Genomic DNA, 13230 nt, shown 5'->3' on the forward strand with positions numbered 1-13230 from the left:
AGGAGGAGGAAATGGAGTCGCTGATCGCCGCGTGTGTCGCATTTGTCGGGCTCCATTTCCTCCTCTCGCATCCGCTGCGAAAGCCGATCACCGGGGCGATCGGCGAAGGCCCGTTCCTTGGCCTTTATTCGCTGGTGGCGCTGCTGACCTTCGGCTGGATGGTCGTCGCCTTCCGCGCCATTCCGCCCGAGCCGCTCTGGTGGGACGTCGGCGACATAGGCTGGGCGATCGCCAGCGCCGCAATGCTGGTGGCGAGCATCTTCTTCGTCGGCTCGCTGATCGGCAATCCGGCATTGCCCAACCCCAGCGGCGCGGCGCCGACGATCCGCGAGCCGCACGGCGTCTTCCGGATCACGCGCCATCCGATGATGTGGGGCTTCGCGCTCTGGGCGCTGGCCCATTTCGCGGTGTTCCCGACCGACGCCAATGCGGTGCTCACCGCGACGATCCTGATCCTCGCGTTGGTCGGTGCCGCGCTGCAGGACCGCAAGAAGATGGCGCTCCAGCCGCTTGCCTGGCCCGATTGGCAGGCGCGCACGTCGTTCGTACCCTTCGCCGCGCAGGTCGCCGGCAACAAGCCCTGGACGCTCGGCAACGCGACCGCGATCCTGGGCGGCACGATCCTGTGGCTCGCCGCCAGCTGGGCGCACACCCCGCTCAGCGGCACGATGGCCGCCGGCATCTGGCGCTGGATCGGCTGACATGGCCGAGCTCATCGCCGAGGGCGGATGCCATTGCGGTGCCGTGCGCTATCGCGTGACCGGCGCGCCCAGCGCGACTTCGCACTGCCATTGCGGCGACTGCCGGCGCATCACCGGCGCGCCGACGCTCGCCTGGGCGATCTTCCCCGAGGACAAGGTGGAAATCGTCGCCGGGAAGACCGCGATCTACGAGAGCTCGCCGGGAGTCGAATGGGGCTTCTGCGCGCACTGCGGGACAACGCTTACCTATCGCCGCGCCAACCGGCCCGGCCTGTTCGACGTGACCACGGCGACGCTCGACGATCCCGAGCTCTTCCCGCCCGGGAAGGAGATCTGGACCGGCGAGCGCCTCTCCTGGATCCGCTCGAACCCGGCGCTGCCGCAGCATGTGCGAACCAGCGCCGGTTAGCGTCAGGCCGCGACCGGCTCCGGCATCGGGGGAAGCGGAATGCCCGCGCGTTCCATCAGGACCTCCCAGCTCGTCGCCGCCATGCTCGGCCGTGCCGACATGCGCTCGATCCACGCCGCGAGTTCGGGATAAGGCGAAAGGAGCAGCTGCCCCTCGTCGAAATGCGGCAGGAAGCTCATCTGCGGGATGAGGTGCAGATCGGCGAGCGACAGCGCGTCGCCGGCGAGGAAGGGCTTGTTCCCCAGCAGCCGGGCGACTTCGGCGACCGCCTCGGCCGCCTCGGGCATCGCCGCCGCGATTTTCGTTTCGTCGACCGGCATGCCGAAACGCGGCGCGACCATCCGCGGGAATGCCAGCGCGCCGCTGACGCGCTGCGCCACATAGCAATCGGCGATGTTGAGCAATTGGTCCATCCGCGCCGCGGCGCGCGGATCGGCCGGGGTCAGCGGTGGATTGGGCGCGATCCGGTCGATATAGCGGACGATCGCCTGGGTCTCGTAGAGCTGGAAATCGCCATGCTCGAGCGACGGGATCTTCAGGAACGGGTGTCGCGCGCGATATTCAGGGGTGCGGTTTCCGCCGAACGGGATCGCCGCGAGCCTCCAGTCGAGCCCCTTCTCCTCGAGCACGAGCAACGGCGTGCGGACATAGGGGCTGCCGGGGATGCCGTGGACGGTAAACTGGGTCATCACTTATCCTCCTTGGTGCTGACATAGTCGCTGAAGAGTTCGACGATCCGCGGCCAGCCACCGCCGACCTTCTGACGGATCGCTTCGGCGCTGGGCCCGAAGCGTTCGAGATTGCGGTGCTCCAACGTGACGCGTGTGCCCGCGCCTTCTGATTCGAACAGGACCTCGACCTCGGTCACGAAATCGGGGTCGAACTTGAACTCGGCATTGAGCTGCCAGCCGAGCAGCAGCCGGCCCGGCGGATCCCAGGCAATCACCTTGCCCCAATCGGTTTCCGCGCCCTCGGCGCTGCGTTCGAACCAGCGGCCGCCGGGCTTTGGCTCAAGCACGAGATCGGCGAACAGGCCCTTGGCGACGTTGAAGTTGGGCGCCCACCACCGCGCGATATCGGCGGTGAACAGCGAGAAGGCGCGCTCGGGCGGCACCTTCACGACGACGCTCTGGACGATCGGGGCAATGGTCATAGAGCGCTATCCTCCTCCGCTTGGCTGTCTGCATAGGTCTGGAAATCCGCGAGCGTCGCCGCCCAGAATCCGTCGAGCCACTGGCGCAGCGCGCCCAGCCCGCGCGGATCGATCCGGTAGATGCGGCGGGTGCCCTGCGCGGTCTCGGCGACGAGCCCGGCGTCCTTGAGTATCTTCAGATGCTGCGACACCGCGGGGCGGGACACCGGCAGCCCCTCCGCGATCGTACCGACCGCCGCCGGGCCCTTCGCGACGCGCTCGAACACCGCGCGCCGGGTGGGATCGGCAAGCGCATCGAGCGCGACAGCGGCGGAGTTACCGTAAGTCATGACTTACGGTTAGTGATTCCTTACCGATTCGTCAAGCCTGTAAAAGCAATCGGCCCGGCATCGCTGCCGGGCCGATCAAAAGCCTTACCAGATATGGACCCGCTGTTCGGGCGGCAGATAGAGCGCGTCGCCCGGCTTGACGTCGAACGCCTTGTACCAGGCGTCGACATTGCGGACGACGCCGTTGGTGCGGAACATCGCTGGCGAGTGCGGATTGGTCAGCACCTGCTGGCGCAGCGCGCCCTCGCGCAGCTTGGTCTGCCAGGCCTGGGCATAAGACAGGAAGAAGCGCTGATCGCCGGTCAGCCCGCCGATCACCTTCGCCTTGCCGTGCTTGGCCTGGTATTTCTGGAACGCCGAATAGGCCGCCTCGACGCCGCCGAGATCGCCGATATTCTCGCCCATCGTCAGGTCACCCTTGATGTGCGTGCCGGGCAGCGGCTCGTAGGAGTCGTATTGCGCGCCAAGCGCCTTGGTCCGCGCCTTGAACGCGGTCTTGGAGGCGTCGCTCCACCAATTCTCGACCTTGCCGGTCGGGCCGAACTCGCTGCCCTGATCGTCGAAGCCATGGCCCATCTCATGGCCGATGATCGCGCCGATCGCGCCATAGTTCACCGCCGGATCGGCATTCGGATCGAAGAAGGGCGGCTGCAGGATCGCGGCCGGGAATGTGATCTGGTTGGCCAGCGGGTTGTAATAGGCGTTCACCGTCTGCGGGGTCATGTCCCAGAGCGAGCGGTCGACCGGCTTGGGGAAGCGCTGGAGGTCGAGCTGGCGCTGGAATTCGCCCGAGCGCATCGCATTGCCGAGCAGGTCGGCGCGATCCACCGCGAGCGACGAATAGTCGATATATTGGTTCGGATGGCCTATGCGCGGCTCGAACGCCTTGAGCTTGACCAAAGCGGCCTGCTTGGTGGCGGCGTCCATCCAGGTCGAGCCCTGGATGCGCTCCTGATAGGCGGCGCGCAGATTCTCGATCAGCTCCGCCATCTGGGCCGCGGCGGCGGGCGGATAATATTTGGCGACGTAGATCTTGCCGACCGCCTCGCCCAGCGACCCGTTCATCAGCTGCACGCCGCGCTTCCAGCGATCGCGCTTCACCTGCACGCCGTTCAGCGTCTTCGAATAGAAATCGAACGAGGCATCGTCGAACGCCGCGGGCAGGTAGATCGCGTGGTCGTTGACGAAGCGATAGGCGAGATAGTCCTTCCAGGTGGCGAGCGGGGTTGCGACCAGGATCTTGCCCATCGCCGCGACTGCGGTGTTCTGGGTCATCAGCACCTTGGGCGAGCTATCGAGTCCCGCGGTCCCGAGCATCAGCGCCCAGTCGAACTCGGGCGCCTTGGCCTCGAGGCCGGCGACCGTCTCGGGATCGTTGAGCGCCGCGATGTTGCGGCTCTGCTCGGGGGTCCACTGGTCCTTGGCCATCCTGGTTTCGAGCGCGACGATCGCGTCGGCCTTGGCGCTGGCGTCGGGGATGCCGGCCAGTTCCTGGATCTTCTGGACGTAGGCGCGATAGGCGGCGCGATAGGCGTCGTACTTCTCGCCCGGGAGCAGGTAATAATCGCGCGGCATGCCCAGCCCGCCCTGGCCCGTCACGGCGGTGTAGCGCGTCGGATCGGAGAGATCGGGCAGCGTGCCGAGCTCGACCGGCGAAGCATAGCCGGTGGTCGCGAACAGGACCTGCAGCCCGGCCAGGTCGTTCACCGCCGCGATCTTCGCCAGATACGGCTTGAGCGGTGCGGTGCCGCGGGCTTCGATGCCGGCCTCGTCCATCCAGCTCGCATAGAAATCGCCGACCTGCTTGCCGGTGGCGCCATAGGTGCCCGGATTCTTCGCCATGTCGTCGAGGATGTTGCGGACATTCTGCTCGGCCTCGACCGAAAGCAGAACGCCGAAGCCCGCCGAGGCGCGGTCCGGCGCGATCTGGACGCGATCATTCCAGCCGCCATTGGCATAGGTCCAGAAATCGTCGCCCGGCTTCACGCCCGCCTTTTGCGCGGTGAGGTCGACGCCGAAGGTGCCGTATTTCGGGGCGGCGGTCTGCGCCAGCGCCGGCGCGGTAAACGCGAGCAGGGCGGCGCTGCCAGCGAGCAGCAGGATGCGATTGGTCTTCATGGGGATCCCTCGGCTAGTGTATTAGCCGACGATAACGCTCTCCACGCACCCCCGCAATGCCGATTTCAGGTGGGCATATCGGGCCTGATCGTGCCGTTTGCCGCGAGCTTCGCGAGATAGTCCTCGCTGAAATCGGTGGCGATCTCGATCCAGAGCGGGTGATGGTCGGACATCTGCCAGGTCCGCCACTTCTTGTAGATCGCTTCCGGCGTCTTGGCCTTGGAAGTGCTGCCTTCCTCCGGATCGCTCTTGGGGAGCACGTCCTGGTAGTGCGGGAGGTCGGCATCGGTGAACACGTCCTCGAAGATGTCGATCATGCCGCCGCCCGTCACCTTGAAGCGGCTGTCCTTCATCCGCACCGCGATCTGATCGTAGAAATGGTCGCCCAGCTTGCGGACCTTGGCGCCGTCGATAGCGTCGGGGACGACGAAGCCGTTCGACTTGAGCGCCTTCATTGTCTTGTGCTCGGGGCTGACCACGTTGAAGTCGCCGAGGATGATATAGTTCTCGACGGCGCCGTGGCTGTCCTTCTCCTGCTTGCTTGCCGCGTCCTGGCGATCGGCGAAGAACTTCACCAGGCCCGCGATCTCGGCGATGCGCTGATCGAGCGCCGGCCCCGAAGCCGCCCCGTAATAAAGGTGCGCCGTACACAGGCTGAAGCGGAACCAGCCGGACTGGAAAGCGACGAGGAACGGGCTGCGCGCGAACTGGACCTTCTTCTCCTCGAGCGCGGGCGCGGGCACCGGCACGGGCTGGTCTTTGGGCGTCTTCACCTTCTTTTGCGCGACGATCAGCTGCCCGTCGGGCAGCACGATCTCGCCCGCGATCTTGCGGAAGAAGACCTTTTCCCGGTTGAACACGAACGCCATGCGCTCGCCATTGCCGCCCGGCCCCTCGGTCGTGTCGGTGGCGATATAGTCCCACTCGCGGCCCAGGATCGCGACCACGCGCTCCAGCGCGCGCAGGTCGCGATTGACCTCCTGGACGGCGACAAGATCGAAGCACGAGATCATCTCGGCGATATAGTAGAAGCTCTCCGCCCGGCGCGGGCCGAAGCCGAACTTGTTCGAATCGAAATCGCGGATGTTCCAGGTCGCGAGCAGCAGCGTCGCGTCGCACTTGCGGTCGCGCAGCGGCGCCAGGCGCGCGCGGATCTTCAGGATGCGATCGGCACAATGCTTCGCACCTTCGCTGTCCTTGTCGAAATCACGATAGATGCGCGAATACATGTTGGACATCTTAACTTCCCTCATCCCGAGCGAGGGGAGGATGTCCTATTCAGGCGACACTTTCGAGTATCTATCTGATCCGATTCGCCACCAGGTCCTCCACCACCGCGGGATCGGCGAGCGTGCTGGTATCGCCCAGGTTCGACGTATCGTTTTCGGCGATCTTGCGAAGGATGCGCCGCATGATCTTGCCCGAACGCGTCTTGGGGAGCCCCGGCGCGAACTGGAGCGCATCGGGCGTGGCGATCGCGCCGATCTCGTGGCGGACCCAGTTGCGCAGCTCGGTGCGCAATTCCTCCGAAGGCGCCTCGCCGCTGTTGAGCGTCACATAGGCATAGATGCCCTGGCCCTTGATGTCGTGCGGCATGCCGACGACCGCGGCCTCGGCAACCTTGGCGTGGAGCACGAGCGCGCTCTCGACCTCGGCGGTGCCCATGCGGTGCCCGGACACGTTGATCACGTCGTCGACGCGGCCGGTGATCCAGTAATAGCCGTCTTCGTCGCGTCGGCAGCCGTCGCCAGTGAAATATTTGCCGCGATAGGTGCTGAAATAGGTCTGGAAAAAGCGGGCATGGTCGCCCCAGACGGTGCGCATCTGCCCGGGCCAGCTCCGTGCGATGACAAGGTTGCCCTCGGTCGGGCCGTGCAGGACATTGCCCTCGGTATCGACGATCTGCGGATCGACTCCGGGGAAGGGCAGGGTCGCCGATCCCGGCTTGAGCGCGGTCGCGCCGGGCAGCGGCGTGATCATCTGGCCGCCGGTCTCGGTCTGCCACCAGGTATCGACGATCGGGCAGCGCCCCTCGCCCACCACTTCGTGATACCAGCGCCATGCCTCGGGGTTGATCGGCTCGCCCACGCTGCCGAGCAGGCGGAGCGACTTGCGCGAGGTCTTCGTCACATAGTCATCGCCCTCGCGCATCAGCGCGCGCAGCGCCGTCGGCGCGGTGTAGAGGATCTCGACCTTGTGACGGTCCACCACCTGCCAGATGCGCGAGGCATCGGGCCAGTTGGGCACGCCTTCGAACATCAGGGTCGTGCCGCCGTTCGCGAGCGGACCATAGACGATATAGCTGTGGCCGGTGACCCAGCCGATATCCGCAGCGCACCAATAGACCTGGCCGGGCCGGTAATCGAACACCAGTTCGTGCGTGTAGCTGGCCCAGAGCAGATAGCCGCCCGACGAGTGGAGCACGCCCTTGGGCTTGCCGGTCGAGCCCGAGGTATAGAGGATGAAGAGCGGATCCTCGGCGCCCATCGGCTCGGGCGGGCAATCGGTGGAAACCTGTGCCGCAGCCTCATGATACCAGACGTCGCGGCCGGACTGCATCGTCACGTCGCCGCCGGTCGCCCTGACCACGACCACCTTCTGCATCGCCGACGCATGCTGCGCGGCCTCGTCGACATTGGCCTTCAGGGGCACTTTCTTGCCACCGCGCCGGCCCTCATCGGCGGTGATCACGATCTTGCTGTCGCAATCGGTGATGCGGCCGGCCAGCGCCTCGGGCGAGAAGCCGCCAAACACCACCGAATGGACCGCGCCGATCCGCGCACAGGCGAGCAAGGCGAACGCCGCCTCAGGAATCATCGGCAGGTAGATGGTGACGCGGTCGCCCTTCTGGACGCCCTGGGCCTTCAGCACATTGGCGAAACGGCAGACTTCGGCATGAAGCTCGCGATAGGTGAAGCGGCGCGGCGCTTCGCTCGGTTCGTCGGGCTCCCAGAGGATCGCTGTCTCGTTGCCGCGCCGGGCGAGGTGGCGATCGATGCAATTGGCCGCGACGTTGAGCTTGCCGTCGGCGAACCAGCTGATGTGGAAATCCTCCTCGTCGAACGACCAGTCGCCGGCGAGCTCGGGGCGCTTGATCCAGTCGAGCCGGCGCGCGGTCTCGAGCCAGAAGCTGCCGGGGTCGGCAATCGAGCGGCCATAGAGCTTCTCGTAGCCCGCTGCGTCGACACGCGCCTTTTCGGCCCATTCGCGCGGCACCGGGAACAGATCCTGGCCGGTCATCCCATGTCTCCTGTTTTGTGCCGGCTGTTTGGTCAAAGTCGGCCGCGCGGGCAAGCGTCTTCCTGTCCCTTTGGCCAACTGGCGGAAGGCAGGGCGGTTCCCCTAAGGGTCGGGCCTGCAGCTGGGGAAGAGAAAGCACATGACGCTAGCCGGTCGGCGGCGGGATCGGATCGCTCGTCTGCGAGCTGCGCTGGTGCTCGCTCTATTGCTGTCCGGCTGCAGTAGCGGCGGAAACAGCAGCGCCGGCGGCGTGGTGACGCCCACGCCAACCCCCACCCCGGCGCCTAGCCCTACGCCGGCGCCGACCGTCACGATCACTGCGGCGCCCGCCACGATCGCGCCCGGCGCGTCGAGCACGCTCACCTGGACCAGCTCCGCCGGCGCGACCGGCTGCACCGCCAGCGGCGACGCGCAGTTCAGCGGCGCCCAGCCAGTAAACGGAAGTGCCACGGTCAGCCCGGCCGCGACCACCAATTACGCGCTGAGCTGCACCTTCTCCAGTGGCAGCCAGTCGGCCGCCGCGACGGTCACGGTACAGGGCTCGCCGCCGCCCGCCGGCCCGGCGACCGCCTTCGCCGATCCCGACAATGGCGCGATCACGGACCGCGCGCTGCATCCGCTGGCCTTCCCGACCGCGATCGGCTTCGGCCGCGCCACCAGCGTCCGCGCGGCCAATGCGGTGGTATACAAGATCAACACGCTCGACGATGTCGCCGATCCGAACGATGGCAAGATCAGCTATCGCGAATGCGCGCTCGCGCTTGCCGTCAACACGCCCTACGCCATTCCGGCCGGGCGCCCGCGCTACTGCGTGTTCGACGTCGCTGGTGCGATCATCCTCCAATCGCCGGCGCGGATCACCATCCCGAAGATCTATATCGCCGGCCAGACCTCGCCCGGCGGCATCGAGTTCCGGCTCGGCGCCAATTACAATCCGCCCGATTCGCTGATCGACACGCGGCGCGGCGGCGACAACATGATCCTGCGCCACGTCCGCGTGCGGCTCGGCGAACATCCCGGGCGGGCGTCCGACAATGGCGACCCGATCCGGCTACAGGAAACGTCGTACCAGATCCTCGACCATGTCTCGTCGATGTTCGGCACCGACGAGAGCCTCGACACGGCCTGTCAGAACTGCACGATCCAATGGTCGATCATAGGACCCAATATCTGCCTGAACGCGGGGCACAGCTCGTCGCTGCACTGCAAGACCTTCTTCCTCAAGCCCGCGTCGAATGTGACGATCGCGCACAATCTGTCGCAGCATGGCGAGCAGCGCGGCCTCAACATCGCGCCGGGGACCAATCCGCCGACCCCGGGCAATCTCGGCCAGGCCGACATCTTCAACAATGTGCTCTATGACTTCATCGCCGAGACCGGGCTGGTCTCGAACCAGTTCGGCAGCGTCTATGCCAATTATATCGGCAACGCGAACCTGCGCGGCCCGCGCTACAATGGCAGCGACGGCAATTACCTGATCGCGCTCTACACGCCCGGCGGCGGCTCCTCGTTCGGGTTCAACATCTATGCGCGCGACAATGTGACCCCGCGCACCCGCATCGCCGGCCAGTTCGGCTCGACCGTCACCGATCCGTTCGCCAGTGTCGCCGGGTTCATCGACCATGTCGTGCCCTCGACGATCTGCGGCGTGACGTCCGCGGGCGTGGCGGACTGTTCGCGCACGGGACTCGATGTCATCCAGAACACCGCCTATGCGCTCGCGCCCGGACGGTCGCTGACGTTCGATCCGGCGCGCATCACCTCGGCCGAGCAGGCGGTGCGCGACGTGCTCACCTTCGCCGGTGCCGATCTCTGCCGTGACGGGCCGTGCCGCGACAATGTCGACGCGCTCTACGTCGACGACGTCCGTACCTGCGACTCCTCGCCCTATCTTTTCGCATCGACCTGGACCTCGACCGTCGCGCAATCCGGCGGCTGGGCGAACATCACCCAGGGTCCGGCCAAGGCCGATAGCGACAATGACGGCATGTCCGACGAGTGGGAACGCCGGTTCACCAACACCAACCCGAACCTGTGGGACGCCAATGCCGATGCGGATGGCGACGGCTATCCCAATATCGAGGAATATCTGAACGCGCTGGCCCAGGACGAAGTCCGCTATTCGGGCATGGTCGGCGCCGGGACCGGGCGCGTACCCGCCTATAATTGCGGCCGACCGATGTATTGAGCCCTTGGCCCGCCGGATACCGGCAACGGATGCCCCGCGTCAGAGGTCCAGGCTGGCGGTCAACCTTGCCGAAACGGCATCGAAATTGCTCCCGGTCGTATAGCGCGCGGTCGCGCCCAGGCGCCAATTGGAAACCGCCACCTCGGTGCTCACGGAGCCATCGAAGACATCCTTGGGCGCCTGGATTCCCAGCACGGCAAACTCCGCCCCCCCCGCCGCGGGCCAGGTCATTTCGCGCCCGGCGTCCAGGCGCGAGAGCGCATGTTCCCACGCCGCCGAAACGCGGATACTGGCGGGAAGCGGCCCCCGCGCCTCCAGCTTCCCGTCCAGACCCGTTCGCCCGAGCGTCCGGCTCGAACTCTTCCGCTTCGCGAGGAGCGCGGATTCCCCACCAGCTTCCTGCAGGGAATCGAAATCGAGCTTCTGGTAGCGAACCCCGGCGAAGGGCGTGATCGTCACAGGGCCGACCGAATTGTCGATTCCCGTTTCCAATGCGAACTCGTTCGAAGTCGCGCCGGATTGGCCGGTCAGCCGCTCGGAGAAATTCGTGTCCGCATTGAACGATACGCGCCGATCGGTGTGCATGTCGTACCATGTCCGGCTCGCCATGACGCGAAGCGTGAGCGCTCCATAATCGGCGCCCGCATAGAGGCCGACCCCCGCCTGGGTGTAGTCCAGCTTACCCGACCACCCGGTCGTGTCGGCATCACCGTACCAGCCGGCGACGCCGGCGGAGAGACCGGGGAGTAGCTGTTGGTCGGCGCCCGCGATGAAATTGCGGCCATTCGTGCGATTGCCTGCAACGTCGCCGAAGCCACGGGTTGTCGCGCGGCGGGCCCCCGCGCTTCCCCAGATGGTGCCGTTCCTTTCGCGCAGACGGTCCATCACCGCGCCATCGGCGAATGCCGCAGCGTCGGCGATTGTGGCGACCGTCGATGCATGGATGTCGCCGCTCAGCGAGGTCAGCACCGGGCGGATGCCGTCGGCAGGGAGCGTCACGAGCTCACCCAGCAGGCGCGACGTAACGGGGAGCTGCGCGGCTGCGGAAGCGGCCTGAGCCTGGTTCGGCGTAGCGGCGATCGCAACAAAGGCCTGGCGGTTGAGCACCAGTTGCACGGTGACCGCGAGCGGGCCGTAGCCGACCGATGGCGACAACAACCCGAAGGTCGGCGCATCCACCGTTCCGAATGTGCCGCTCACACCGCCTCCGGCGGTCAGGATCGTCCAGGAATCGCCCAGGCGATATCTTCCCGCCACATAGGAAAGAACCAGCCGCGAACCGTTCAGCGTGGCAGATTCCAACGTCGCTAGCTGGGTGGCGGGACCGCCACTGGCCAAGTCCGCCACATAGACTGCGCCGACGCCGAGCGTCACCGGGCCGGTGCTCGTGATCACGGTGCCAGGTGCGCCGGGACGGATCGTTCCGCCGACGGCGGTCAGGGCGCCGATGCGTCCAGTCCCTGAGAGCGCGCCGCCGTTGAGTTGGAAGGCTGCGGGTGTATCGAGCGCCTGCAGCCGCAAGCCACCACTGTCGAGGACGACCGTGCCGGCAAAGGGTTGCGCACCGGCCAGCGTCAAGGTGCCGGCCCCGACCTTCCGCATCGTTCCATTGCCCGAGAGAATGCCCTGGAACGTACCGTTGACACTCTGATCGAAGACCAGGGTGCCGGCATTGGCGATCATGCCCTGAAGACTGGCGGTGTTGCCGATCAACGTCGCGCCGGCGATGCTGGTGCCACCCGTATAGCTGTTCGCACGGAGCAAGGTCAGCGTGCCTCCGCCGCTAACATCCAGACTTCCCGCGCCCGAGAGCGCGCCGCTGAGCGTGACGTTGAACTGGTGCGTGTCGAGCGTCGTCTGCCCCGAAAACGCGATCGCCCGCGGAACGGTGATGTCGGAAACACCGTAGAGCGTGGCTCCGGCAGCCGCGACATAGGGGTTGCCGTTGCTCGCGAAGGCGGCATCGAGCGCCACCAGCTGGCCGTCAAGATACCGGACGAGCCGCCCGCCCGCATAGAAGTACCAGTCGCTGCCGACATTGAATGCGGAGGAATAGGTACCGATGTCAAATATCTCCCCGCCGGCGCGGCGAAGGAATGTCTCCGTCCCGATGGTATAGGCGATCTCGCCATTTTCCGACACCGACAATATCTTCCAGCTCGCACCGATGGTGGTGGTCACGCCGGCGGGGCTGCGCAGCATCAGGGTGCCGTTGGTCTGGCGATACGCCACCCATCCGGCATTGATCTGATAGTCTCCACCCGGGTTAAGCGCCGTATCCGTGGAGGTACGCAATACCGTCTCGGTCGTGCCATCTGAAAGTATCAGACTCGGAGAGCCCTCTCCCACCGTTCGCGAGAAAAGAAAATTTACTCCATCGGTAAGAGGATAGAAGTTACGAACCACCCCGACCGTATTCGTTATGGCACGCGCCGTAACTCCGTCAAATGTCATTATGTTGTAGTTTTTTTCCTTATTGCCACCCGACCAATAAGCAATCACTCCCTGAGGGGTAACATCAAGGTACTGATTTCCGTTATCTCCAGGCGCCATAATAACTTGCCCTGTTGAATTATTCATCAGGTATACGTTATCATATCCAGTATTATTCTCCATGTTACCGCTGAAAACCGAGTAATTTCCTTTACTAATAAGGGAGTTACTACTATTTAAGTAAGAAACTAATTGAGGCGTCGCTCCGTTATAAGTGAACAAATCACGCATTAGCTGCGAAGCGACATCCGCAGCGAATACAGCGCCGCTGGGAGTCAAATATCCATAGGCTGGAGTATAGGGTGCGTTCGCAACAACGACCTGATCCTGGCCACTGCCAAGCCGGATACGTAGATCATTCGGGTTGCTCGTAGGTACATACAGGACACGGGAACCATCCGAAGACAGGATCCTTCCATCGACCGTCACAACGTCCTGGGTCTGCGCAAATGCGGCATTCGCACCCATGAGCGTGAGGGTCGCGACGACCGGATAGCCAAAGCGAATCAAGTGCTTCCCTCCAATAAGTGACACACGCTATATCGAGGAAATTTCCGACGGTCCGCAGGAAATTACTTTGCGATGAGCGGCTCCGGGCC

Annotated in this window: 10 protein-coding genes; 3 read left to right on the forward strand and 7 right to left on the reverse strand. The window is 65.1% G+C overall.

What is annotated here, in order from left to right:
* Positions 1-11: 11 nt before the first annotated feature.
* Complete coding sequence (locus tag IAG41_RS17170) at positions 12-701, forward strand: NnrU family protein (RefSeq protein ID WP_187729878.1); 690 nt, start codon at positions 12-14, stop codon at positions 699-701.
* Between the two features lies 1 nt (position 702).
* The gene (locus IAG41_RS17175; protein WP_187729879.1) at positions 703-1110 is read left to right on the forward strand and encodes a GFA family protein; all 408 of its coding nucleotides are present in this window, start codon (positions 703-705) and stop codon (positions 1108-1110) included.
* 2 nt (positions 1111-1112) lie between these two features.
* On the opposite strand, the gene IAG41_RS17180 is transcribed toward IAG41_RS17175, so the two are convergent.
* The 6 genes from IAG41_RS17180 to acs all read right to left on the reverse strand — a co-directional run bounded on the left by IAG41_RS17180 (position 1113) and on the right by acs (position 7950).
* Complete coding sequence (locus IAG41_RS17180) at positions 1113-1799, reverse strand: glutathione S-transferase family protein (RefSeq protein ID WP_187729880.1); 687 nt, start codon at positions 1797-1799, stop codon at positions 1113-1115.
* On the reverse strand, positions 1799-2263 hold the full coding sequence (locus IAG41_RS17185; RefSeq protein ID WP_187729881.1) for an SRPBCC family protein: 465 nt from the start codon (positions 2261-2263) through the stop codon (positions 1799-1801). The genes IAG41_RS17180 and IAG41_RS17185 overlap by 1 nt, the downstream gene beginning before the upstream one ends.
* Complete coding sequence (locus IAG41_RS17190) at positions 2260-2592, reverse strand: ArsR/SmtB family transcription factor (RefSeq protein ID WP_187729882.1); 333 nt, start codon at positions 2590-2592, stop codon at positions 2260-2262. Before IAG41_RS17190 ends, IAG41_RS17185 begins: the two co-directional genes overlap by 4 nt.
* An 84-nt stretch (positions 2593-2676) precedes the next feature.
* Positions 2677-4710, reverse strand: a complete 2034-nt coding sequence (locus IAG41_RS17195) for a M13 family metallopeptidase (RefSeq protein WP_187729883.1) — start codon at positions 4708-4710, stop codon at positions 2677-2679.
* A 65-nt stretch (positions 4711-4775) separates the two neighbouring features.
* A complete protein-coding gene (locus tag IAG41_RS17200; RefSeq protein WP_187729884.1) occupies positions 4776-5948 on the reverse strand; it encodes an endonuclease/exonuclease/phosphatase family protein in 1173 nt (390 codons plus the stop codon).
* A gap of 61 nt (positions 5949-6009) precedes the next feature.
* Entirely contained in the window at positions 6010-7950 is a 1941-nt protein-coding gene (gene acs, locus IAG41_RS17205) for an acetate--CoA ligase (RefSeq protein WP_187729885.1), read from the reverse strand.
* A 139-nt stretch (positions 7951-8089) separates the two neighbouring features.
* On the opposite strand from acs, the gene IAG41_RS17210 reads away from it, so the two are divergent.
* Positions 8090-10138 (forward strand): Ig-like domain repeat protein, encoded by a 2049-nt coding sequence (locus IAG41_RS17210; RefSeq protein WP_187729886.1) that lies wholly within the window; start codon positions 8090-8092, stop codon positions 10136-10138.
* Between the two features lie 39 nt (positions 10139-10177).
* On the opposite strand, the gene IAG41_RS17215 is transcribed toward IAG41_RS17210, so the two are convergent.
* On the reverse strand, positions 10178-13141 hold the full coding sequence (locus tag IAG41_RS17215) for an autotransporter domain-containing protein (protein ID WP_187729887.1): 2964 nt from the start codon (positions 13139-13141) through the stop codon (positions 10178-10180).
* Between the last annotated feature and the right edge of the window lie 89 nt (positions 13142-13230).

This window comes from Sphingomonas sp. JC676, from assembly GCF_014489075.1.
In the GTDB taxonomy this organism is placed as follows: Bacteria; Pseudomonadota; Alphaproteobacteria; order Sphingomonadales; family Sphingomonadaceae; genus Sphingomonas.